The organism is Microvirga thermotolerans (assembly GCF_009363855.1).
GTDB lineage: Bacteria > Pseudomonadota > Alphaproteobacteria > Rhizobiales > Beijerinckiaceae > Microvirga > Microvirga thermotolerans.
Window position 1 is genome coordinate 2662814 of the sequence record NZ_CP045423.1, and the last position, 22143, is coordinate 2684956.

21 protein-coding genes and 1 tRNA gene are annotated in these 22143 nt (G+C 67.6%); 13 read left to right on the top strand and 9 right to left on the bottom strand.

The annotated features are described in order from the left end of the window. Window positions 1-22 precede the first annotated feature (22 nt). The 5 genes from GDR74_RS12585 to GDR74_RS12605 form a co-directional block, all read right to left on the bottom strand. On the bottom strand, window positions 23-775 hold the full coding sequence (locus tag GDR74_RS12585; protein ID WP_152586626.1) for a glycerophosphodiester phosphodiesterase family protein: 753 nt from the start codon (window positions 773-775) through the stop codon (window positions 23-25). 10 nt (window positions 776-785) lie between these two features. Continuing rightward, on the bottom strand, window positions 786-1706 hold the full coding sequence (locus GDR74_RS12590; protein ID WP_152586627.1) for an ABC transporter permease subunit: 921 nt from the start codon (window positions 1704-1706) through the stop codon (window positions 786-788). Between the two features lie 2 nt (window positions 1707-1708). Beyond that, window positions 1709-2620 carry an ABC transporter permease subunit gene (locus GDR74_RS12595; RefSeq protein WP_152586628.1) on the bottom strand — a complete coding sequence of 304 codons (912 nt, stop codon included), beginning with the start codon at window positions 2618-2620 and terminating at the stop codon, window positions 1709-1711. A 72-nt stretch (window positions 2621-2692) separates the two neighbouring features. After that, window positions 2693-4006: an extracellular solute-binding protein gene (locus GDR74_RS12600; protein WP_152587758.1), complete on the bottom strand. Its 1314-nt coding sequence runs from the start codon at window positions 4004-4006 to the stop codon at window positions 2693-2695. Window positions 4007-4046: 40 nt separating this feature from the next. Then, window positions 4047-5426 (bottom strand): sn-glycerol-1-phosphate dehydrogenase, encoded by a 1380-nt coding sequence (locus GDR74_RS12605; protein ID WP_152586629.1) that lies wholly within the window; start codon window positions 5424-5426, stop codon window positions 4047-4049. Between the two features lie 208 nt (window positions 5427-5634). On the opposite strand from GDR74_RS12605, the gene GDR74_RS12610 reads away from it, so the two are divergent. From GDR74_RS12610 to GDR74_RS12635, 6 genes are all read left to right on the top strand, one after another. Then, on the top strand, window positions 5635-6597 hold the full coding sequence (locus GDR74_RS12610; RefSeq protein ID WP_152586630.1) for a sugar-binding transcriptional regulator: 963 nt from the start codon (window positions 5635-5637) through the stop codon (window positions 6595-6597). A gap of 222 nt (window positions 6598-6819) precedes the next feature. Continuing rightward, on the top strand, window positions 6820-7218 hold the full coding sequence (locus GDR74_RS12615; RefSeq protein WP_152586631.1) for a hypothetical protein: 399 nt from the start codon (window positions 6820-6822) through the stop codon (window positions 7216-7218). Window positions 7219-7356: 138 nt separating this feature from the next. Then, complete coding sequence (locus GDR74_RS12620) at window positions 7357-8328, top strand: ABC transporter ATP-binding protein (RefSeq protein ID WP_152586632.1); 972 nt, start codon at window positions 7357-7359, stop codon at window positions 8326-8328. After that, complete coding sequence (locus GDR74_RS12625; RefSeq protein ID WP_152586633.1) at window positions 8325-9098, top strand: ABC transporter permease; 774 nt, start codon at window positions 8325-8327, stop codon at window positions 9096-9098. Before GDR74_RS12620 ends, GDR74_RS12625 begins: the two co-directional genes overlap by 4 nt. 185 nt (window positions 9099-9283) lie before the next feature. Beyond that, window positions 9284-10171: a hypothetical protein gene (locus GDR74_RS12630; protein WP_152586634.1), complete on the top strand. Its 888-nt coding sequence runs from the start codon at window positions 9284-9286 to the stop codon at window positions 10169-10171. Between the two features lie 344 nt (window positions 10172-10515). After that, window positions 10516-13056 (top strand): arylsulfatase, encoded by a 2541-nt coding sequence (locus tag GDR74_RS12635; protein WP_152586635.1) that lies wholly within the window; start codon window positions 10516-10518, stop codon window positions 13054-13056. Window positions 13057-13212: 156 nt separating this feature from the next. Here GDR74_RS12635 and GDR74_RS12640 read toward each other — a convergent pair. Next, window positions 13213-13303, bottom strand: a tRNA-Ser gene (locus GDR74_RS12640). 242 nt (window positions 13304-13545) lie between these two features. Here GDR74_RS12640 and GDR74_RS12645 point away from each other — a divergent pair. After that, window positions 13546-13752, top strand: coding sequence for a hypothetical protein (locus GDR74_RS12645; RefSeq protein WP_152586636.1), 207 nt, complete (start codon window positions 13546-13548; stop codon window positions 13750-13752). Window positions 13753-13899: 147 nt separating this feature from the next. On the opposite strand, the gene GDR74_RS12650 is transcribed toward GDR74_RS12645, so the two are convergent. From GDR74_RS12650 to GDR74_RS12660, 3 genes are all read right to left on the bottom strand, one after another. Continuing rightward, window positions 13900-14691 carry a glycosyltransferase family 2 protein gene (locus tag GDR74_RS12650; protein ID WP_152586637.1) on the bottom strand — a complete coding sequence of 264 codons (792 nt, stop codon included), beginning with the start codon at window positions 14689-14691 and terminating at the stop codon, window positions 13900-13902. Between the two features lie 91 nt (window positions 14692-14782). Then, complete coding sequence (gstA, locus tag GDR74_RS12655; RefSeq protein ID WP_152586638.1) at window positions 14783-15394, bottom strand: glutathione transferase GstA; 612 nt, start codon at window positions 15392-15394, stop codon at window positions 14783-14785. A gap of 124 nt (window positions 15395-15518) precedes the next feature. Then, a complete protein-coding gene (locus GDR74_RS12660) occupies window positions 15519-16325 on the bottom strand; it encodes an endonuclease/exonuclease/phosphatase family protein (RefSeq protein ID WP_246180157.1) in 807 nt (268 codons plus the stop codon). A 300-nt stretch (window positions 16326-16625) separates the two neighbouring features. Here GDR74_RS12660 and GDR74_RS18220 point away from each other — a divergent pair, with 300 nt between their 5' ends. The 6 genes from GDR74_RS18220 to GDR74_RS12685 all read left to right on the top strand — a co-directional run bounded on the left by GDR74_RS18220 (window position 16626) and on the right by GDR74_RS12685 (window position 22136). Further along, window positions 16626-16769 (top strand): hypothetical protein, encoded by a 144-nt coding sequence (locus GDR74_RS18220; RefSeq protein ID WP_194164531.1) that lies wholly within the window; start codon window positions 16626-16628, stop codon window positions 16767-16769. Window positions 16770-16967: 198 nt separating this feature from the next. Then, entirely contained in the window at window positions 16968-19553 is a 2586-nt protein-coding gene (locus tag GDR74_RS12665; RefSeq protein ID WP_152586640.1) for a heavy metal translocating P-type ATPase, read from the top strand. After that, entirely contained in the window at window positions 19550-20029 is a 480-nt protein-coding gene (cueR, locus tag GDR74_RS12670) for a Cu(I)-responsive transcriptional regulator (protein ID WP_152586641.1), read from the top strand. The genes GDR74_RS12665 and cueR overlap by 4 nt, the downstream gene beginning before the upstream one ends. A gap of 228 nt (window positions 20030-20257) precedes the next feature. Then, window positions 20258-21010 carry a L,D-transpeptidase gene (locus GDR74_RS12675; protein ID WP_152586642.1) on the top strand — a complete coding sequence of 251 codons (753 nt, stop codon included), beginning with the start codon at window positions 20258-20260 and terminating at the stop codon, window positions 21008-21010. A 76-nt stretch (window positions 21011-21086) separates the two neighbouring features. Beyond that, window positions 21087-21743, top strand: coding sequence for a metallophosphoesterase family protein (locus GDR74_RS12680; RefSeq protein WP_152586643.1), 657 nt, complete (start codon window positions 21087-21089; stop codon window positions 21741-21743). A gap of 129 nt (window positions 21744-21872) precedes the next feature. Then, window positions 21873-22136, top strand: coding sequence for a PilZ domain-containing protein (locus GDR74_RS12685; RefSeq protein ID WP_246179417.1), 264 nt, complete (start codon window positions 21873-21875; stop codon window positions 22134-22136). Window positions 22137-22143 lie beyond the last annotated feature (7 nt).

The following is a 22143-nucleotide window of genomic DNA, read 5'->3' on the forward strand; positions in this document are numbered from 1 at the left end:
CCGATGCGCCGGGACGGCGCGGTCAGGCCGCGGCTTCCGCGAGGCGCCGGCGCACGGCGAGGGCGAGATCGGGCCGGTCCGTCGTGATCTGCCGGACGGGCTGGGCGAGCCAGTATTCGAGATCCGCTTCCTCGTTGGGCACCCAGGCCCCGAGCCGTCCGGTGCCGACGGCGGACAGGAACGATTCCATGCTGTGGACGAGGAGCGCCTTCTCCACGGCGATCGTGCAGCCCGGAATCGCCGCGAAGCGGGCGATGGCGCGATCGAGCCCTCCCATCATCTCCGCGGAGCGGCGGTCGAGCGAGGCGAGCACGCGGATCTTGGGGTCGAGCTGCCGCACCCGCTCGAGCACCTCCGGCGCGAAGCAGGTCAGGAAAGAGCGCTCCTCGAGCCCCCGGCGACGGACCGCCTCGAGGGCGAGCGCCTCCAACCCCTCGTAAGGATTGCCGACCGCGTCCGTCTTGATCTCGATGTGCAGTTCGAGGCCGCTGGGGCCCAGGACGTCGAGAACCTCGTCGAGGCTCGGGATCCGCTCGCTGCTGTCGCGCAGCCCGATGGACTGGAGTTCGGCCAGGGTCTTCCGGCCCACCGGGCCACTCCCGTGGGTGGTGCGCTCCAGGGTCGGATCGTGGATCACCACGAGCTTCCCGTCGCGCGTCATGTGCACGTCGAACTCGACGCCCTCGACGCCCATGGCGGCGAGCTTGCGGAAGCCTTCGAGGCTGTTCTCCGGCCAGAGATTCCTGGCGCCGCGGTGACCGACGATCATGACCATGGGACGAACCTTACTTGCTGCTGTCGACGAGGCCGCGCACGAACCAGCGCTGCATGACGAGCACGACGAGAACCGGCGGCAGCATGGCGAGGAGCGCACCGCTCATGGCCACGTTCCAGGCCGGCTCCGTATCCGAGCGGGGGATGAGATGCTTCACGCCGATCACCGCAGTCGCCATGTCCTTGTCGGTGGTGAACAGGAGCGGCCAGAGATACTGGTTCCAGCCGTAGAGGAACAGAATGATCGAGAGCGCGATCATGTTGGAGCGCGACAGGGGCAGGAGGATCGTCCAGAAGAAGCGCATGGCCGAGGCCCCGTCGAGCCGCGCCGCCTCCAGAAGCTCTTCCGGCACCGTGAGGAAGAACTGCCGGAACAGGAAAGTCGCCGAGGCGGAGGCGATCAGCGGCAGGATCAGGCCCTGGTAGGTGTTCAGCATGTTCCATTCGAGCGCGATCTCGACCCTGTGGCCGGTGATCCATTCCCACAGGCCTGCGATGTCGAGGGCGTCGACGAGCCACTGGATCGGCAGCGCCGCGTTCGCGACCGACTCATATGTCGGCACGATGCGCACCTCGACGGGCAGCATCAGGGACATGAAGATCAGCCAGAAGGCGAGAAGCCGGAACCGGAAGCGGAAATAGGTGATGGCGAAGGCGGAGAGGAGCGAGATCGCCACCTTGCCCACGGTGATGCCCGTGGCGACGATGAAGGAATTGATCAGGAGCCTGCCGAAGTTCACCCTGTTCCAGGCGGTCGCCAGGTTCTCGACGAAGTGGCCGCCCGGCAGCCAGGGCATCGGGACCTGCTGGACCTCCTGCATGGTGAGGGAGCCCGCGATGAAGGCGAAGTAGAGCGGCATGCAGACGAGCACGATGCCGCCGATGAGGATGAGGTGGCAGACGAGGGTGAGGACGGGGGAGCGTTCGACCATGGTCAGATGCTGTAGTTCACCTTGCGCTCGACGTACTTGAACTGCAGCAGCGTGAGCAGCAGCGCGAAGGTCATGAGCAGCACGGACTGCGCCGCCGAGGACCCGAGATCGAGATTGACGAAGCCGTCCTGGTAGACCTTGTAGACCAGGATGTTGGTGGCGCCGGCCGGACCTCCATGCGTGACCGCGTCGATGATCGCGAAGGTCTCGAAGAAGCCGTAGACGAAGTTCATCGTGGTGAGGAAGAACAGGGTCGGGCCGAGGAGCGGCAGCGCGATCTGGAAGAAGCGCTTCACCGGCCCCGCCCCGTCCACGGCTGCGGCCTCCATGAGGGACTTCGGCACCGCGAGCAGGCCCGCGACGAGGAAGATGTAGTCGTAGCAGATGTGCTTCCAGGATGCGGCGAGCACGACGAGCAGCATGGCGTCCCAGCCGTTGCGGTTGGGATCCCACGCGACGCCCAACGACTTGAGGAAGAAGGCGATGGGACCGACGGAGGGATTGAAGAGGAAGGCCCAGATCACGCCCGCGATCACCGGGGCGATGGCATAGGGCAGCAGGATGATGCCCTTGTAGGCCGCCTGGAAGCGCACCACCCGGTCCGTCGCGAAGGCCAGGACCAGGGCGACGACGATGGTCAGCACGTTCTGGGCCAGGGTGAACCAGATCGTCACCCAGACGGAGTTGCGGTAGCTCTCGCTCCGGAAGAGCGCCTTGAAGTTATCGAGCCAGACGAAATGCACCGTCGCGCCGAAGGGGTCGGCGAGCAGGAAGGCCTGCATCAGGGCGCGGACGGAGGGAATGAAGAAGAAGAACAGGAGGATGAGAAGCTGCGGCAGCAGCAGCAGGGTCGGCAGCCCTGCCGTCCTGAAATGGGCCTGCTTCAGGCCGGGTTCGTGAGTGCGTGCGACCACGTCGAAGCTCCGCTAGAGCGGTTGGGGAAGCGGCACGGAGGGGAGGAAGGGTCTCCGTGCCGCCCCGGCCGGTCAGTACTTGCCCTTGTTGAGGCGCTCGTACTGCCGGAGGATCTCGTTGCCCCGCTTCACGGCGTCGTCCATCGCCTGCTGCGCGTCCTTCTTGCCGGCGAAGAGCGCCTCGACCTCCTCGCGCTGGGCGAACATGGCCTGCGTGAAGTTGCCGAAGTGGAAGCCGAGGGAGTTCTCCGAGGGCGTGCCCCGGTTGAGCTGGAGGATGGCGATCTCGCGGGTCGGGCTCTCCTTGTAGTAGCCCTGGGACTTGGCGAGCTCATAGGCCTTGTTGGTCAGGGGCACGTAGCCCGTGGCCTTGTGCCACCACAGCTGCGTCTCGGGCTTGGCCAGGAAGTCGAAGAAGGCGGCGACGGCCTTTTCCTCCTCCGGCTTGTGCCCCTTGATGACCCAGAGCGCGGCCCCGCCGATGGTGCTGTTCTTCGGCTCGCGTCCCTCCTCCCACGGGAGGAAAGTGGCGCTCCAGGCGATCTTCGCGTTCTTCTCGATGCCGCTGTGAGCCGCGGTGGAGGCGAAGTAGGTGGCGCAGGTTCCGGAGGTGAAGAGCTGCTCGGGGCTGAAGCCCTGGCCCGCGATCTTCAGCACCCCGTCGTCGAGCCAGCGCTTCAGGCGCGCCACCTGCGGGACGACGAGCGTCTTGTTGTAGACGAACTCCGTGTCGAGCCCGTTATAGCCGTTCGCCTTGGTGGCATAGGGCTGGTCGTTGATGGCGCTGTAGTTCTCGATCAGGCTCCAGTGGTAGTCCGTGGCGAGCGCGGTGCCGCATTCGGCCGCGCCGGACTTCTTGATGGCGTAGAGCTGCTTCTCGAACTCGCCCCAGGTCTGGGCCGGCTTGTCGAAGCCCGCCTTCTGGAACTGGTCCTTGTTGTAGAACAGGATCGGCGAGGAGGAGTTGAAGGGCATGGCGGCCAGGCGGCCCTTGTAGGAGTAGAATCCGGCGACCGGCTTGATGAAGTCGTTCCAGTCGATCTTGTAGCCCGCCTTCTCCATCAGGTCCTGCGCGGGGACGATGGCGTCGGAGAGGAGCATGGTCATGAAGCCGCGCTCGTAGATCTGCACGATATGGGGCGGGCGCTTGGCGCGGTAGGCGGCGATGGTGCTGTTGATCACCTCGTCGTAGTTGCCCTTGTTGACCGCGACGACCTTGTACTGCTCGTTGGACTCGTTGAACTTCTTGACCAGTTCGTCCACGCGCTCGCCGTTGACGCCGGTCATGGCGTGCCACCATTGTACCTCGACGGGTTCCGCCATCGCGGCGCCCGAAAGGCACAGCGCAAGGACGCCTGCGGCGGCCTGGGCCTTGAGAGACAGCATTTTCACGGTCGATCCTCCCTTGGTTCGTCGTTCCGTTCGCTCAGGCAGAGGCGGCATGACGCACCTCCGCCCCCATGCGCCGCCCCCAGAAGCCATCTTCTGCGAAGAGAGCGGCGATTCCCCTGTCCAGCCAGCCCAGATCGTCGAGAAGATCCAGGAGGGTGTAGCGCCGGCGGATCAGGCGCGCGCGCCTGTAGTCCGCTGCAAGCTTCGAAAGCGGCACGCCGAGATCGCCCGGATGCGCCGGCGCGCCGGCCTGCCGCAGCCATGTCTCCATGGTCGCCGCGGGGACGCAGGTGCGGCGCAGGTCCTCGCGCAGGGCCGGCCACCGCTCCGCCAGGAGCGCAAGCCGCTCGGCGCGGCGATGCGCCCGGCCTCCCTTCGCGGCCATTTCGGCGCGCGCGCTGTCCGCGAGGTGCCCGGCCGGGAACCCCGCCGCGATCTCCGCCTCGATCCGCTCGGGCGTGGACGCGCCGGAGGCGGTGCGGACCGTGCCGGGCGCGATGTCCTGATCGAGGAACCACTCGTAGAGGGCGAGCAGGGCCACGGTGCCGATTCCGACGCAGGCCCCGTGCGCGGCGGGCTCGCCCCGAAAGGTGAGCCGCTCCATCTCCCAGACATGGGAAATGAGGTGCTCGGCCCCGCTCGCCGGGCGGGAGTTGCCGTGCGCCTGCATGGCGAAGCCGGCGACGAGAAGGCCGTTCACCAGGGCGCCTGTGGCGGCGCCCTCCCCGTTTGCGACGGCGGCGGGCTCGGCGAGCCAGGCGCGGACGTTGTCCTGCACCATGGCGAAGGGTTCGGGATCGATGGTCTCCTCGCCGAGCGCGTCGGCGAGCTTCCAGTCGGCCCCGGCGACGATCTTGCCGGCGAGGTCGCCGTAGCCCCAGCCCGCCATGCGGCGCGGCGCCTTGGCGACGATGTCGAGGTCGGCCACGACCGCGACCGGCGGCGCGCAGTCGAGGGTCCGCTTGAAGCCCTCGTCCAGGAGGGCGGCGCCGGAGGCGGCATAGCCGTCCATGGACGCCGCCGTCGCCACGCAGACGTAAGGCACGCCCGCCACCTCGGCGGCATACTTCGTGAGATCGTTGACGACGCCCGAGCCCACGGAAACCGGAATCGCGCCCCGCTCGCGGAGGGTCGCGGCGATGCCGCGGGCCGTGGCGGCGTGCGGCTTCACCCGCGGCTTCTCGTCCAGGACGACCGGTTCCGCGACCGTAAGCCCGGCGCCGGCGAGCACCGAGACCGCTGCCCGGCCCGCCGCCTCCATCGTGTTGTCGTCGGCGATCACGACCAATGGCCTTTCCCCGAAATCCCGGACGCACTCGGGCAGCGCGGCCAGGGCGCCGGGCGCCACGAACACGCTGCGGGTCACGGCGGCCTTTTCGATTGCCCGGTCGAGTACGCGTGCCTGATCGGCCATCCATCCCTCACTGGAAATTACATTTGAATAGTTTGTATTACAAATGTATGACACTGGCAATGGAGCGGCGCGGATTTCACCCGGCGCCCGTCGGTCTCCTCCACGCATGCGGGGGCGCTCCCGCCCCTCCCGCCGGGCGGCGCGCTTGAGAATTGGGAGCAGGTGTGACAATTCCGGTCGGCAACAGCGTTTCCCGAGGGCTCCGGCCATGACCCGTCCCGACGAGCAGATCGAAGCCCGCGTCGCCTGGCTCTACTTCATGGAAGGGCTGACCCAGGCCGAGATCGCCGAGAGGCTGGGGATGACGCGGCTTCGCGTGAACCGCATGCTGGTGGAGGCGCGCACCAGCGGCCTCGTGAGCATCGCCCTCAACTCGCGGTTCGCAAGCTGCGTCGAGCTGGAGCGGACCCTGGTCGGGGAACTCGGCCTGAAGGCCGCGATCGTCATCCCGACGCCGCAGGACCCGGATCTCATCCCCGTCCTCATCGGCCAGGCGACGGGCGAGTATCTTTCGACCTACCTCGAGGAGAACAGGGTGCGCGGCCTCGGCCTCGGCTGGGGCGCCACCCTGCGCGAGACCATCCGCAACATGCGGTCGGGACGCTATCCGGACTTGTGCGTCAATTCCATGATGGGGGGTCTCACCCACGGGCTCGAGCTCAACACCTTCGAGACCGCGAGCGCGCTCGCCAACCGGCTCAACGCCCAGTGCCAGTATCTTGCAGCTCCCATCTACGCCGGCAGCCCGGAATCGCGCGACATCATCCTGGCCCAGGACGTCTTCCGCGAGACGTTCGAACGCATCGCCGCCAACGACATCGCGGTCCTGAGCATCGGCGACCTCTCGGAGCGCTCCCTCCTGGTGCGCTACGGCCTGCCGCGGGACGTCTCCACGGAGGAGCTGCGGGCCAAGGGAGCCGTCGGCGACATCATGGGCCAGTTCTACGACGAGTGGGGCAAGCCCATCGACCATCCGCTCAACCGCCGCGCCATCGCCCTCGACCTGGACGACCTGGCGCGCATCCCCACCGTGGTGCTGGCCTCGGGCGGCGCCAACAAGACGCTCGCGGTGGCGGGCGCCCTGCGCGCCCGGCGCGCTTCGGTCCTGGTCTGCGACGAGGACACGGCGCGGGAGGCCCTCGCGCTCGCCCGCGGCGCGGCAGCCGCATGAGCCTGCCTCAGAGCAGGCTGCGCACCCTCCCCCACATGCTGCGGTGACGCATCCTTCTTTCTTGTACGAGGGCACCCGAACACGGCCTGCCCGAAAGTCACCACACTCGGCCACTAGCCAGCGCAGGGCGGCATGGGCCTCGGCTTTGCCGGCTCCGGGGTTCCCGAGGCGACGCATCCGCCGTCCCGGGCGTCCCGCCCGAGGAAAGAGGAGAATGCGACCATGAATGGACTGACCGAACTTGCTCCGATCGCCGCAGCCGCGTTCCTGGGCCTTTGCCTGGTGTGGCTGGCCTGGCGCACCGTCCGGCGCCTCGTGGGCCCCGGTCGCGAGCGGCGGGAGCCGGTCTTCGCGGAGCAGACCGTGCCCGCCCCGGAGCGTCGCGACCCCGCCCTCTCTCCCGCGCAGCCCGCCGCGCCGGCGGTTCCCGATGCGGCCGACATCCTGGCCCTGAAAGCCAGCATCGATGCGCTCACCCGCCAGATCGCCGCGCTCGAGCGCCGGCTGACGCCTGCCAATTCCAACGTGCCGCCCGTCGAGAAGCCCGCCACCCCGGCCAAGCCGCTCTCGGTGGACGTTCTCGCCGAGGTCCCCCTGGTGGTGCCGGAACGCCGGCGCTGACCCGAGGCTTCCGGCGGCCCGCGCCCGCTGGGCTTGCTGAATCGCAATCACGAGCGTAAATCCTTCGCCCCGCCGATCAGGGGCGAGATTCGGCGGACGTCCGACCCGAAACGTTCCTCGCCGAAGGGAAGGTGGCTCATGAGGCCGCTCGAAGACAGGCATGGATCGGGGCTTGCCCGCGCGAGCGAGCCCGTGATCGCCGTATCGCAGCTCGGCAAGGTCTATGCCTCGGGCTTTCAGGCCCTGCGCGACGTGGACCTGGAGATCCGCCGGCAGGAGATCTTCGCGCTGCTCGGACCCAACGGCGCAGGCAAGACCACGCTGATCAGCATCATCTGCGGCATCGTCAACCCCACCTCCGGCCGGGTGAGCGTCGGCGGGCACGACATCGTCCGGGACTATCGCGCCGCCCGCACCAAGATCGGTCTCGTCCCGCAGGAGCTTTCGACGGACGCGTTCGAGAGCGTGTGGGATACGGTGAAATTCAGCCGCGGCCTCTTCGGCAAGGCACCGGACCCGGCCTATATCGAGAAGATCCTCAAGGACCTCTCCCTGTGGGAAAAGCGCGACACCAAGATCCGCGCGCTGTCGGGCGGCATGAAGCGGCGCGTGATGATCGCGAAGGCGCTCTCCCACGAGCCGGAGATCCTGTTCCTCGACGAGCCGACCGCCGGCGTCGACGTGGAGCTGCGGCGCGACATGTGGAACATGGTGCGCCGCCTGCGCGAGAACGGCGTCACCATCATCCTGACCACCCACTACATCGAGGAAGCGGAGGAGATGGCCGACCGGGTGGGGGTGATCAGCAAGGGCCGGATCGTCCTCGTGGAGGAGAAGGCGGCGCTCATGCGCAAGCTCGGCAAGAAGCAGCTCACCCTGCACCTGCAGGAGCCGCTGCGGGAGATCCCGCAGGGCCTCGCCGTCGCCGGGCTGGAGCTCTCCGCCGACGGCACGGAGCTCGTCTACACCTTCGACGCGCAGGCCGACCAGACCGGGATCGCAGACCTGCTGCGGCGCCTGACCGAGCGCGGCGTCGACTTCAAGGACCTGAACACCTCGCAGAGCTCCCTCGAGGAGATCTTCGTCAACCTCGTGGGGAACCGCTCATGAACGCGCCCCTCAACTTCCATGCCGTCAAGGCGATCTACGCCTTCGAGATGGCCCGCATGTGGCGCACGATCCTGCAGAGCATCGCCTCCCCGGTCATCTCCACGTCGCTCTACTTCATCGTGTTCGGGTCGGCGATCGGAGAGCGCATGGCGCAGATCGACGGCGTGAGCTACGGGGCCTTCATCGTGCCGGGCCTCATCATGCTCTCGATCCTGACCACGAGCATCTCCAACGCCTCCTTCGGCATCTACATGCCGAAGTTCACGGGCACCATCTACGAGGTCCTCTCCGCGCCCGTTTCGATGGTGGAGATCGTGATCGGCTACGTGGGCGCGGCCGCCTCCAAGTCGATCATCCTCGGCCTGATCATCCTCGTGACCGCGCGCCTTTTCGTCCCGTTCTCCATCGCGCATCCGCTCTGGATGATCGGGTTCCTCGTCCTGACCTCGGTGACCTTCAGCCTCTTCGGCTTCATCATCGGGATCTGGGCGGACGGATTCGAGAAGCTTCAGCTCGTCCCGATGATGATCGTGACGCCCCTCACCTTTCTCGGCGGCAGCTTCTATTCCATCAGCATGCTGCCGCCCTTCTGGCAGCAGGTGACCCTGTTCAACCCCGTGGTCTACCTGGTGAGCGGATTCCGCTGGAGCTTCTACGACGTGTCGGACGTCTCCGTCGGAATCAGCCTCGCCATGACCCTCGTCTTCATGACTCTCTGCCTCGGCCTCGTCGGGGCGATCTTCCGCACGGGCTACAGGCTCAAGGCGTGATGTGGCGGATCCGGAAGGGTATGTCCGCACTTTCCGGGATCGACCCTCGATTTGCCGGTACCCCTTTCGGATAGGATGCCGGCATCGCCCGCATCCGGGCCGAGGCGTGGGCTTGACCTTGGAATCCACCTCCGCTGCAATGGTTCCGACCGTTCCAGAGCCGACAGGATTGCGAGGGGCCACTCATGCATCGTTTGCCGCGGACCTTGCTTTGCAGCGTCATTCTGTCCGCCTGTCTCGTCCTCAGGGCGGGTGCCGCCGATCTGGCGCCCCCTCCGGCCGCCGTCGAGCCCGCTGGCGCCGTGCCGCCGGCGTGGTCCTTCCGCTTCGTCCCCTATGGCTGGCTCATTGCCCTGAACGGCACCCAGACCGTGCGCGGACGCAGTGCCAAGGTGAATGCCAGCTTCCCTGACATCGTAGAGAAGAGCGACACCCTCGTGGCCCTGATGGGCAATTTCGAGGCCCGGCGCGGCCCCTTCGCCCTCTACGGCGATCTGGTCTGGACCAGGATCGGCTTCGAGAGCGAGAACGTCCGGACCCGCGCTCCGGCACCGGGCATCACGACGACGGTCGGGCGGTCGCTCGGCCTGGACATCGAGATGGCCATCCTCGAGGTCGGAGCCGCCTACGAGGTGGCGCGCTCGGGACCTCTGGCGCTCGACGTCCTCGGCGGCGTGCGGTACTGGCACCAGAAGGCGGATCTTTCGTTCGAGTCCGCCCGCACCGTCGAGGTTGGGGATCTGGAGCTTGCCGGCGGCCTGGCCTTCGCCCGCTCCGGGTCGGTGGACTGGCTCGACCCGGTGATCGGAGCGCGGGTGCGCTACGCGGTGGCGCCGGGGCATGAACTGTTCCTGCGTGGCGACGTCGGCGGTTTCGGAGTCGGGAGCACCTTCTCCTGGCAGGCCGTCGGCGGCTATGGCTTCGACTTCGGCACCTACAACGGCGTCACCGTTTCCGGAGTGATCGGCTACAGGGCGCTCTCCGTCGACTATGCTCAGGGCGAAGGCCGGCGGCGCTACGCGTTCGACATGATCCAGCACGGACCGATCCTCGGCGTGAGCCTGCGCTGGTGATCGCGCGCTTCGGAGCCTTCTGAGAAAGACACGGGTTCTCACCGGCGTGCCCCTTCGGGCCGATGCGCTGGCGGAGGTGCCGACGGGTCTGCGATGACGGTCCGGACTCTGCGGCCCGCGCCGAGAAGCCCCCCTGCCTCGACCGCCCCGAACCATCGGAACAGGAACGTGACCCTTTCGGGTAGAGCGAGGAGATCTGACCCATTCTGTCAAGCGATCCCCTTCCCGAACAGGCAGATTGAGATGCCTGTCCGAGACGGCCGAGCGGAACTTCGGACGGCGCTGCCGGCTTGCCGCCACTTGCCGGCCCCAAGCTTCCCTTCGCTCGCGGAAGGATTGAGCCCATGAAAGCGACGTCGCTCACCTTGGCCCTGGCCACCGCCAGCGCACTGGCGATCTCCGCTGCCCAGGCCCAGCAGGTCACCGGCACGCCCGGCGCGCCGGACGCGACCACCACGATCGACGGACGGCAGCTCCCCGCCCCCGACCCGGATTTCGGCGGCGTGATCCAGGACAGCGCCTTTCAGTCGAAGCCCTGGTGGGCGCCGCGCATCGTGCCGCCGAAGGGCGCGCCCAACGTGCTGCTGATCATCACGGACGATGCCGGGTTCGGAGTGCCCAGCACCTTCGGCGGCGTCATCCCGACGCCGGCCCTGGATCGCGTCGCCAATGCGGGCCTTCGCTACAACCGCATGTTCTCCACGGCCTTGTGCTCGCCCACGCGGGCCGCGCTCATCACCGGGCGCAACCATCACTCGGCGGGCTTCGGCGTGGTCTCCGAGCAGTCCACCGGCTTCCCCGGCTACAACAGCATCATCGCCAAGGACAAGGCCACCATCGGCCGGATCCTGAAGGACAATGGCTACGCCACCTCCTGGTTCGGCAAGGACCACAACACGCCCGCCTTTGCGGCAAGCCAGGCCGGGCCGTTCGACCGGTGGCCGACCGGCATGGGTTTCGAATACTTCTACGGCTTCGTCGGCGGCGACGCCAATCAGTGGCAGCCGAACCTTTTCCGCAACACGACCCAGATCTACCCCTTCGAAGGCAAACCGGCCGGCAGCTGGAACCTGGTCACCGCGATGGCCGACGACGCCATCGACTACGTGAACCGGGTGCACCAGATCCAGCCGGACAAGCCGATCTTCGTCAAGTATGCGCCCGGCGCCACGCATGCGCCGCATCATCCGACGAAGGAATGGATCGACAGGATCAGCCGGATGAAGCTGTTCGACGAGGGCTGGAACAAGCTGCGCGAGCGGATCTTCGAGAACCAGAAGCGGCTCGGCGTGATCCCCCAGGACGCCAAGCTGCCGCCCTGGCCCAAGGACGTGCTGAAGGAGTGGGATGCGCTCTCGGCCGACGAGAAGAAGCTGTTCATTCGTCAGGTCGAGGTCTTTGCCGCCTTCGTCGCCTACAGCGACCACGAGATCGGACGCGTGATCCAGGCCTTCGACGACATCGGTCAGCTCGACAATACGCTGATCATCTACATCAACGGCGACAACGGCACCAGCGCCGAGGGCGGGCCGAAGGGCACGCCCAACGAGGTGGCATGGTTCAACGGCCTGAACGAACTGCCCGTCGACGTCCAGATGAGGTTCTACGACGCCTGGGGCACGGACCAGACCTACAACCATATGTCGGCCGGCTGGTCTTGGGCCTTCGACACCCCGTTCTCCTGGTTCAAGCAGAATGCCTCGCAACTCGGCGGCATCAACCAGAACATGGCCGTCTCCTGGCCCGCGCGCATCAAGGACAGGGGGGCCCTGCGCGAACAGTTCGTGCATGTCGTCGACGTCGTGCCGACGATCCTCGAGGCCGCAGGCCTCCGCGCCCCGGAGGTCGTGGACGGCATCCAGCAGGCTCCGGTCGAGGGCACGAGCTTCGCCTATACCTTCGACGCGGCCAACGCCAAGGCACCGTCACGGCACACGACCCAGTACTTCGAGATGATGGGGCAATGGGCGCTCTACCAGGATGGCTGGTTCCTGAGCACCAAGGTCAACCGGGCGCCCTGGGAGGCTTTCGGCGCGGCCAACCCCGACCCGCTGAACAACCAGGTGCTTCAGCTGTATGATTTGAGCACGGACTTCAACCAGACTACCGACCTGGCGGCCGCGAACCCGCAGAAGGTCGAGGAATTGAAGCGGATATTCGTCGCCGAGGCGAAGAAGTACCAGGCGTTCCCCCTGGATGCCTCGGTCGCCGCGCGCATCGTGGCGCCGCGCCCGAACATCACGGCGGGGCGCTCCGAGTTCGTCTATACCCGGCCGATGACCGGGCTGCCGCAGGGCGACTCGCCGCTGCTGCTCAACACCTCCTATACGATCACCGCCGACATCGAGGTGCCGCCGGCAGGAGCCGAGGGGATGATCCTCACCTCGGGCGGGCGCTTTGCCGGCTACGGCTTCTACCTGCTCAAGGGCAAGCCAGTCTTCCTGTGGAACCTGGTCGACCTGAAGCGGGTCAAATGGGAGGGGCCGGACGTCCTCGCGCCCGGCAAGCACGTCCTGGAATTCGACTTCAAGTACGACGGCCTCGGCGCCGGCACGCTTGCCTTCAACAACATGAGCGGTGTCGGACGGTCCGGCACCGGCACGCTGAAGGTGGACGGCAAGGCGGTGCAGACGATCGCGCTGCCGCAAACGCTGCCGATGATCCTGCAATGGGACGAGGCCTTCGACATCGGCTCGGACACGCTGACCGGCGTGAACGATGCCGACTACACGCCGCCCTTCCCCTTGACCGCCAGGCTGGACAAGCTGACGATCAGGGTCGACAGGCCGACGCTTTCGCCCGACGACATCAAGAAGCTCGAGGGCGCACAAGCCACGGCGGTGGACGGCACGCCGCTGACGCGCGTGCAGGCCGGGCCCCATTAGTGCATCGAGCGCAGAAGCGGGAACCGGTTTTGCGCGAAAAAATGCTCGACATTAAGAGCCTAGAGCATCGTTCGGAACCGGAAGGGCGATCTGCCGCCTGCTGCGCCAGGGCCGTTCGCCGGGACGGAATACGCCGCGATGTCAGTGATTTGGAAATGGCGGAGACGGAGGGATTCGAACCCTCGATACCCTTTTGGGGTATGCTCATTTAGCAAACGAGTGCCTTCAGCCTCTCGGCCACGTCTCCATCGACGGGAGTGAATCCGTTCGGATTGCCCACCGGCGGCGCATATGGCGCGATTACCGCCCCTTCGTCAAGGGTGGTTCTGAGGAGACCGGCCCTCCCCGCCGGGCCAAGCTCGGCCGCCGCGTGCCTGGCCGGGGCGAGCCTGCCGGTGCGCCGCCGGCCGCTCCTGTGCGCCGCTGCACCTCCGTCCCGCGGCGCCTTCCCTAACATTCGCAGAGGACAACCAACCGGGAGGTCTCCCCGTGGCTTCAGACCGCGACGTTCAGGAGCAGGGCGCCCCATGGGAGGAGGCCATGGCTCTGGCCGAAATCAGGGAACGCTTTCTCGCCGCCCCTCCGAAGATCCCGGCGGGACGCCTCCTGTTCGCGGCCGCGCTGATGCTTCTGGGCCTCTGGATCGGTCTGTTCTCCTGGCTCGGGTCCCAGGCTTATGAGTTCCCCGAACGGTGAGCCGCCCTCCCGTCTCTGGGGAAGACAAGACGCTTTTTTCTCGGGGCCCGAGGTTTCTTTGCAGATTGCATGAACCCCGCGACCGCCCGGGACCGTCCAGTCTGCCCTGCCCCGGGCAACGTGTCCTCTCTCCCTCTTGGGAGGAATCTAGCCCTGCCCGTTCTCCGGCCCTTTCAGGGCGGCGAGGCGACGCTTCTCGTAGTGCTTGGCGAGGCGCAGGTGCCGGGAGATCGCGTAGTTCATGGCCGTCAGGAAGCCGTAGGTGCCGCGCAGCGCATGGCGGCGGCCGATATAGGCCTTGATGAAGGCGGCCGGCAGCTCGAAGAAGACCCGCCAGGTGGGGATGGTGACGCCCCGGATCTCGAGATCGACCGCCTGCTGGTCCGAATAGCGGTTCAGCTTGGCGAGCTGGTCGCCGAGGGAGCGCACCGACCAGTGGTGGATGACGCTCCTGAGCTTTCCCACCTTCGCGCCGGGCCTCAGCTCCACCCGGTCGTGCACCAGGGAGGGCGAATAGCGGCCCCAGTCCTTGCGATAGAGGCGCACGGGCCAGAGGGTGTAGGCCAGCGGATGCGGCGCCCGCTCGCCCGGAAAGATCTCCGCGATGCCGATCCTGTAGGCCTGCCGCGGCGGCTCGCCCTTGGCGAAGAGCGCCCGGATCTCGGCCGCGAGCTTGGGCGGCACCACCTCGTCGGCGTCCACGTTCAGGAGCCACTCATGGCGGCACTGCTCCTCGGCGAAGCGCTTCTGGGGCCCGTAGCCCGGCCAGGGATTGTAGACGACCCGCGCGCCGAGCTCCTCCGCCACGGCCTGGGTTCCGTCCGTGGAGCCGGAATCGACGACGATCAGGTCGTCGGTCAGGTCGCGGACCGCGCGGATCGTATCGCCGATGCGGTCGGCCTCGTTCTTGGCGATGATGAAGACGGAAACGGGAAGCATGTCGAAAGCGCCGGATGATCGGGGTGCCTAGCCGCCGCCGCCGCGTCTGGCAAGGGGTTTCCGCCCGCGGCCGACTCCCCGCGGGAGCCCCTCAGGCCTCCTTGAGGAGCCCCTCGGCGGCCATGGCCTTCCGGACCCTGGGCCTGTTCGCGACCCGCCTCATGTAGGCGACGGTCCACGGATAGGAGGAAAGGTCGACCTTGTGGAAGTGCGTCCAGTTGAGGATCGTGAAGGCATAGGCGTCGGCGGCCGTGAAGGTCTCGCCCATGAGATAGGAACGTCCCTCGAGGGCCCGCTCGAGATAGGCGAAGCGCCTGTGCAGAATGTCGAGGGCAAGGCGCCGGCAATCCTCCGAGACGGGCCGCCACAGGGGCGCGAAACCCTTGTGCAGCTCGCTGGCCACGAAGGAGAGCCATTCCTGGACCCTGAACCGCTCCCTCGTGCCGCTACGGGGGAGAAGCCCGGAGGCGGGCGCCTGATCGGCGAGGAACTGGATCACCACGGTCGCTTCGGTGAGCAGTTCGCCGTTGTCGAGCGCGAGCGCCGGAACGTAACCCTTGGGATTGACGCTGAGGAAATCACAGCCCGACTCAGTCGTTTTCGTCCTCAGGTTCACCTTGTCCAGCTCCAGAGGGAGGCCTGCCTCTGAGGCGACGATGTGAGGAGCGAGAGAACACGCGCCCGCCGAGTAATAGAGCTTCATAGTCTTCTCCGACTCGACGCACGGTATTCAGAGCGGCGAGATCGGCGGAAGCTAATACGACGAATGAAACGTAGCAATATTGTCTTTATTGAGAAACGTTATCGAATACGCGCTTGTGCCGGCCTCAGGCCGCACTCCCCGCAGAGGCGGGAATGCGATCATCCGCAGACATGGATGCGCCGGGCCTCACCCGCAGCTCGGCCAGCAGAGGGAAGTGGTCGGAGGCCACCTTGGTAAGCTCGTTGCGCACCGGGGCGGCTGCGACGATGTCCACCGACTTGGTCACGAAGACATGGTCCAGCCGCAGCACCGGTGCCCGGGTATGGAAGGTCGGCTGCGGGTCCCCGGCTGGATTGGCAAGCTGCGCGTCCCGCAGCCGGCTTGCGAAGAGCCTGTAGGAGCGGGAATAGGGCGGCGCGTTGAAATCGCCCAGGAGCACGGCAGGATCGGAGCAGTCCGGATGCCCGGCCCATTCCTCGCCCAGGAGCGCGGCCGCCTGGGCCCGCCTCTCCCGGGAGCGCAGGGAGAGGTGCGCGTTGATGACGTTGAGGCCGCACCCCTCGATCTCCACGCAGACCCACAGCGCGCTGCGCTTCTCGAAGCCGGGACCGGAGGACAGGGTCGGCAGACGCCCCGATTTGACGATGTCGGACGGGTGCCGGGTCAGGATGGCGATCCCGTACTGCTCCCCGAGGATGCGGATGGTCGGCTGGAAGTGCAGATCCATGCCGAGCTCCTTCGCAACGAGCTCGGCCTGGTCCGGGTGCCCCTTGTGGATACGCCCGGCCCGGACTTCCTGGAGGGCGACGACATCGGCCTCGCAGGAGGCGATGACCTCGGCGATGCGTCCGGGCGAGATCTGCCTGTCCGTTCCGAGCCAACGATGGACGTTGTAGGTGAGAATACGGACGTTCCGCCCGGGCTTGTCCACGTGCTTCAAGGCTCAGTCTCGGTCGATCGGGATGGGCGGCGCAGGGTCCGCATCGGGAATCCGGGGGCTAGCGTTCAAACATGTCGGATCAATGACCGCCACGGGCCGAGGTTCCGGCCGCATGTCACTATGGCAGCGCTTTCTCCGGCTTTCGCCCCCGACCATGGGATAGGGCCCATGCAGCCCTCGCGCCCCGATACAACGTGGCAAAGACGGAAGACGGCATTATACGAAATAACTGTTCCCGTTTACGTTCATTTACCTTAACAGTGTCCCAACGCGAAGCATGAGGCTTCGCCGATGCCACGCTTGAATCGCATGTCCTCCCGTTCCGATAAACGTCCGGGCGAAGATCTTCTGGCACGCGTTTTGGACTGGGCCGGGCTCTCGTTCGGCCTCGGGGTGCTGATCGTCATCGCCACCTTCACCATTCAGGTCCGCTAAAGGGGCCGGATCCGCGCCGATTCGGCGGCTCGATGCCGAAACCCTCCCGCAGGACCGGATTTCCCCTTCCCGCGTTTTCATCCGGGCCGCTTCTGCATCCTCCGCTTGGACGAATCGCCGTGCGTCTTGCGCCCTTGACCTTCCCATGATGGGAAGGTCCATAAGCCTGTGCCAGGATAGGGAATCAGGAGATTCAACATGGCCGACGGGCGTTCCTCACCGGACCTCACCTTGGACATTCCCATCGAGGGGATGACCTGCGCTTCCTGCGTGACCCGGGTCGAGAAGGCGATCCGGAAGGTCGAGGGCGTGACCTCGGCGAGCGTCAACCTGGCGACGGAGCGGGCGCGGGTGTCCCTGTCCGGGTCCCGTGCCACGCCCGATGCGGTGGCCGAGGCCATCCGCAACGCAGGCTACGAGCCCCGCCTCGACCGCACCGAGCTGGCGGTGGAAGGCATGACCTGCGCTTCCTGCGTCGGGCGCGTGGAGAAGGCGCTCGCCCGCGTGCCGGGTGTCGTCGAGGCCAACGTGAACCTCGCGACCGGCCGGGCGGCCGTCCGGTACCTGGGCGGAAGCGACATGCCTGCCCGCCTGGTCGCCGCCGTGGAGAAGACCGGCTACCAGGCCCGCCCCGTCGCCGCGCCCGGCGCGGAGGCCGACCGGGAGGCTGCGGCCCGCGCGGCGGAGAATGCGGCCCTGCGGCGCTCGCTCGCCTTCGCCGCCGTGCTGACCCTCCCCCTCTTCATCCTGGAGATGGGCTCGCACTTCATTTCCGCCGTCCATGACTGGGTGATGGCGACCATCGGCCACGACGAGAGCCGGTATCTCCAGTTCGCCCTCGCGACCCTCGTGCTGTTCGGCCCGGGCCTGCGCTTCTTCAGAAAGGGCATTCCCGCCCTCCTGCGCCTCGCACCCGACATGGATTCCCTCGTCGTGCTCGGCACGGGAGCGGCCTACGGCTATTCCCTCGTCGCCACCTTCCTGCCGGGGCTGCTGCCGGCGGGGACGCGGAACGTCTATTACGAGGCCGCCGCCGTCATCGTCACCCTGATCCTCCTCGGCCGGTTCCTCGAGGCGCGGGCGAAGGGGCGCACGTCGGAGGCCATCAAGCGGCTGATGGGACTGCAGGCGAAGACGGCCCGCGTCCTCATCGACGGCACCTTCCGGGAGGTGGCCCTCGACGAGGTGAAGGCGGGAGACGTCGTCCAGGTGCGCCCCGGCGAGCGCATCCCCGTCGACGGCGAGGTGGTGGAAGGCTCGTCCTTCGTGGACGAATCCATGATCACCGGCGAACCCGTCCCAGTTCAGAAGTCGCAGGGCGCATCGGTGGTCGGCGGCACGGTGAACAGGACCGGGAGCTTCACCTTCACGGCGACGAAGGTCGGCGCGGAGACCGTGCTCGCCCAGATCATCCGCATGGTGGAGGAGGCACAGGGCTCCAAGCTGCCGATCCAGGCGATGGTCGACCGGGTCACGGCCTGGTTCGTGCCAGCCGTCATGGCCGCCGCCGCCCTGACCTTCGCGATCTGGCTGTGGGCCGGGCCGGGTCCCGCCCTCTCCTTCGCGCTCGTGAACGCGGTGGCGGTGCTCATCATCGCCTGCCCCTGCGCCATGGGCCTCGCCACGCCGACCTCGATCATGGTCGGGACGGGGCGCGCCGCGGAGCTGGGCGTGCTCTTCCGCCAGGGCGAGGCGCTTCAGAGCCTCCGGAACGCGCGCATCGTCGCCCTCGACAAGACCGGCACCCTCACCCTCGGCAAGCCGACCCTGACCGATTTCGTCGTGGCGGACGGCTTCTCGGAAGCGGAGGTGCTCCGCCTCGTCGCCTCCGTGGAAAGCCGCTCGGAGCATCCCATCGCGGAGGCCATCGTCGGCGCCGCCAGGAGCCGGGGGCTGGCCGTCGCCTCTCCCGAGCGCTTCGAAGCCCTGCCGGGCTTCGGCGTCTCGGCCATGGTCGAAGGGCGCCGGGTCGAGGTCGGCGCGGACCGGTTCATGGTGCGCATCGGCATTCCGGCCACGGCCTTCGCGACGACGGCGGCCCGCCTCGGCGCCGAGGGCAAGAGCCCGCTCTACGCCGCCATCGACGGGAAGCTCGCCGCGATCGTCGCGGTCGCCGACCCGCTCAAGCCTTCGACCCGGGAGGCCGTCGCCGCCCTCCACGCGCTCGGCCTGAGGGTCGCCATGGTCACGGGCGACAACCGCCGCACGGCGGAAGCCATCGCCCGGCAGGTCGGCATCGACGAGGTGGTCGCCGAGGTCCTCCCCGAGGCGAAGGTGGAGACGGTCCGCCGCCTGCGGGGAGAGCACGGGCCCATCGCCTTCGTCGGCGACGGCATCAACGATGCCCCGGCCCTGGCGGAGGCGGATATCGGCCTCGCCATCGGCACCGGCACCGACATCGCCATCGAAAGCGCGGACGTGGTGCTCATGTCGGGCGACCTGCGCGGCGTGGCGAACGCCATCGGCCTGTCGCAGGCGACGATCCGCAACATCAAGCAGAACCTCTTCTGGGCCTTCGCCTACAACGTGATCCTCATTCCCGTCGCCGCGGGCCTTCTCTATCCCGTCGACGGGGTGCTCCTGTCTCCGGCCATCGCGGCGGGCGCCATGGCTCTGTCGAGCGTCTTCGTCGTCGGGAACGCCCTGCGCCTGCGCCGCTTCCGGCCGCTGCTGCCGGGCGGGGCAGGCCCGGCGGCGGCGGGACACAGCGTCGAGCGCGCGGCAGGAGAACGGTTGGCAGGAGAACGGTTGGCAGGGGAACGGATGGCAGGAGAAAGCGCATGAACATCGGACAGGCGGCGGAACGCTCGGGCGTCTCCGCGAAGATGATCCGCTACTACGAATCCATCGGCCTCATCCCCAAGACGGTGCGCACGGAAGCCGGCTATCGGGTCTATTCCGACAGCGACGTGCATACCCTGCGCTTCATCCGCCGGGCGCGCGACCTCGGCTTCTCCGTCGAGCAGATCGGCGAGCTGGTGTCGCTCTGGCAGGACCGCAGCCGCGCCAGCACGGACGTCAAGGCCATCGCCCTCGGACACATCCAGGCCCTTGAGCGGAAGATCGCGGAGCTGCGCTCCATGAGCGAGACCCTGAAGCACCTGGCGCACAACTGCCATGGGGACGACCGGCCGGAATGCCCGATCCTCGAGGAGCTCGCGGGCCAGGGCAGCGTTCACGATTGCGCGAACGCAAAGGCGGGTCACGTGCCGCGTCCGGTCCCGCGCCGGGCGCTCCCGAAGGGGGCGCGCGCCTCCTGACCGTTCGGAGGGCGCCCGCCAAGTCGCTGGCGGGAACGAACGATCGTCGCGGGCGGCCGCGGCGGAGTGTGGCCTTGGAGGCACAGATCGGCGCGGCCTTATTGTCGCCACGAACAATTCACCTTGCAGCCACGTCGCGGTTTTGAACCTTGCTTCCGGCGCGTCCGCCCTATCCGCCCGCCGCGGATGCGAATGTCCTCAAAACCAAGAAACGACGAGTCTCCACTGATGTTTGTTGCCGATCTGATCCCGACCCCCATCGCGCGGTCCCTTCTCAGGCGCATCGGCGCGATCCTGGTGCCCCTCGCCATGGCCGGATGCGTCTCCACGCAGCCGGCTCCCCAGCAGGCGGCCCGCGCCGTGGATCCGACCTATGCCGCGATGTACGGACCGAAGCCGGACGAGCCGTTCCCGCTTCCCGCGACGGACATTTCGGAGGTCGATCCGCGCTTCCTGCGGCGCGAGGTGGCCTATAACGGCCCGGAGCAGCCCGGCACCGTCGTCGTCGATACGGACAACCGGTATCTCTACCTCGTGCGGGAGAACGGACGCGCCATCCGCTACGGCATCGGCGTCGGCGCCGAGGGCCGGACCTGGAGCGGCCGCGCCCAGGTCGGGCGCAAGGCGGCCTGGCCGCGCTGGACTCCCACCCCCGCCATGATCAGGCGCGAGCCGGAGCGCAACGGTCCCTGGGCCGGAGGCATGCCGCCCGGCCTCGGCAACCCTCTCGGCGCCCGGGCGCTCTATCTCTATCGGGACGGGCAGGACACCCTGTACCGGATCCACGGCACCTCGGAGCCCTGGTCCATCGGCCAGTCCGTGTCCAGCGGCTGCATCCGCATGTTCAACCAGGACATCATCGACCTGTTCAGCCGCGTGCCCGTCGGCACGCCGGTGGTGGTGATCAACCGGGGGCGCCCCGGCCTGACGCCCGAGGAGATGGTGATCTCCGCGAACCCGGCGCAGAGCGCGAGCTTCTGAGGCCTGCGACGACAGGGAGCATCCCGGCCCCCGCCCCTGCCCTTCAGGGCGGCGCGGGGCCGCCCATCTAAGAAGGATGCTGACCTACGCCATCGGCGACATTCACGGACGGCACGATCTCCTCGAGCGGCTTCTCGAGAAGATCCGCGACCATGCGGGCGGACGTCCGCACCGGCTCGTCCTCCTCGGCGACTACATCGACCGGGGGCCCGACAGCGCCGGGGTCGTCGAGACCGTCCGTGCGCTCCAGGCCGGGGCCCCCGACAGGGTCGTGCCCCTCATGGGCAATCACGAGGCGATGCTGCTCACCGCCCTGCGTCACCCTGCGGCGCTCGAAGGCTGGCTTCTCAACGGCGGCATCGCCACCCTCGCCTCTTACAGGGTCACGGATCCGCACCGGATCCCGGCTGGCGTGCGGGCGTGGCTCGGCACGCTCCCCACCTCCTACGAGGACGAATGGCGCGTCTTCGTCCATGCGGGCCTCATGCCGGGGCGGCCGCTCTCCGACCAGACGGAGATGGACAAGATCTGGATCCGCGAGCCGTTCCTCGCCGCCGACTACGACTTCGGCAAGCACGTGGTCCACGGCCACACGCCCCTGCGCAGCACGGACCCCGAGATCCTTCGCCACCGCACCAATCTCGACACCGCCGCCGTGTTCGGCGGCGCGCTCACGGCCGGCGTCTTCGAGGACGGCCGGGGCGCTCCCTGCGCCGTGCTGCAGGTGACCTGACGCGGACGGGCGCCGCAGGCGCCCCGGCCTAGCCCTTCGACCTTCGTCGGACCGGCTTCCGGCTGCCGGTTCAGGACAGGCCCGCGTCAGGCTCGCGGCCCATACCTTCCTGACCTCAACGACAGGACCATGCACATGATTCAGGGGACGACCGAACGTCGGGCGAGCCGGCGTTTTCCCACCCATCTCGAAGGGCGGATCTCGCACGCGGATCACCCGTTCGTCATCGACTGCGTCGTGCGGGACCTGTCAGAGACCGGCGTGCGCATCGCCCTGTCCGAGCCCGGCGAGATCCCGCTGGAATTCGACCTGGAGATTCCCGACCAGGGCGCCTCCGCGACGGTGCGCCTGGTCTGGACCAACGGGACCGAGCTCGGAGGCATGTTCGTCTGAGCGCAGC

Bases quoted from the DNA above. Each gene is read 5' to 3' on its own strand.
- GDR74_RS12585 (WP_152586626.1), bottom strand. From the start codon at position 775: ATGGTCATGATCGTCGGTCACCGCGGCGCCAGGAATCTCTGGCCGGAG.
- GDR74_RS12590 (WP_152586627.1), bottom strand. From the start codon at position 1,706: ATGGTCGAACGCTCCCCCGTCCTCACCCTCGTCTGCCACCTCATCCTC.
- GDR74_RS12600 (WP_152587758.1), bottom strand. From the start codon at position 4,006: ATGCTGTCTCTCAAGGCCCAGGCCGCCGCAGGCGTCCTTGCGCTGTGC.
- GDR74_RS12605 (WP_152586629.1), bottom strand. From the start codon at position 5,426: ATGGCCGATCAGGCACGCGTACTCGACCGGGCAATCGAAAAGGCCGCC.
- GDR74_RS12610 (WP_152586630.1), top strand. From the start codon at position 5,635: ATGACCCGTCCCGACGAGCAGATCGAAGCCCGCGTCGCCTGGCTCTAC.
- GDR74_RS12615 (WP_152586631.1), top strand. From the start codon at position 6,820: ATGAATGGACTGACCGAACTTGCTCCGATCGCCGCAGCCGCGTTCCTG.
- GDR74_RS12620 (WP_152586632.1), top strand. From the start codon at position 7,357: ATGAGGCCGCTCGAAGACAGGCATGGATCGGGGCTTGCCCGCGCGAGC.
- GDR74_RS12625 (WP_152586633.1), top strand. From the start codon at position 8,325: ATGAACGCGCCCCTCAACTTCCATGCCGTCAAGGCGATCTACGCCTTC.
- GDR74_RS12630 (WP_152586634.1), top strand. From the start codon at position 9,284: ATGCATCGTTTGCCGCGGACCTTGCTTTGCAGCGTCATTCTGTCCGCC.
- GDR74_RS12635 (WP_152586635.1), top strand. From the start codon at position 10,516: ATGAAAGCGACGTCGCTCACCTTGGCCCTGGCCACCGCCAGCGCACTG.
- GDR74_RS12650 (WP_152586637.1), bottom strand. From the start codon at position 14,691: ATGCTTCCCGTTTCCGTCTTCATCATCGCCAAGAACGAGGCCGACCGC.
- gstA (WP_152586638.1), bottom strand. From the start codon at position 15,394: ATGAAGCTCTATTACTCGGCGGGCGCGTGTTCTCTCGCTCCTCACATC.
- GDR74_RS18220 (WP_194164531.1), top strand. From the start codon at position 16,626: ATGCCACGCTTGAATCGCATGTCCTCCCGTTCCGATAAACGTCCGGGC.
- GDR74_RS12665 (WP_152586640.1), top strand. From the start codon at position 16,968: ATGGCCGACGGGCGTTCCTCACCGGACCTCACCTTGGACATTCCCATC.
- cueR (WP_152586641.1), top strand. From the start codon at position 19,550: ATGAACATCGGACAGGCGGCGGAACGCTCGGGCGTCTCCGCGAAGATG.
- GDR74_RS12675 (WP_152586642.1), top strand. From the start codon at position 20,258: ATGTTTGTTGCCGATCTGATCCCGACCCCCATCGCGCGGTCCCTTCTC.
- GDR74_RS12680 (WP_152586643.1), top strand. From the start codon at position 21,087: ATGCTGACCTACGCCATCGGCGACATTCACGGACGGCACGATCTCCTC.
- GDR74_RS12685 (WP_246179417.1), top strand. From the start codon at position 21,873: ATGCACATGATTCAGGGGACGACCGAACGTCGGGCGAGCCGGCGTTTT.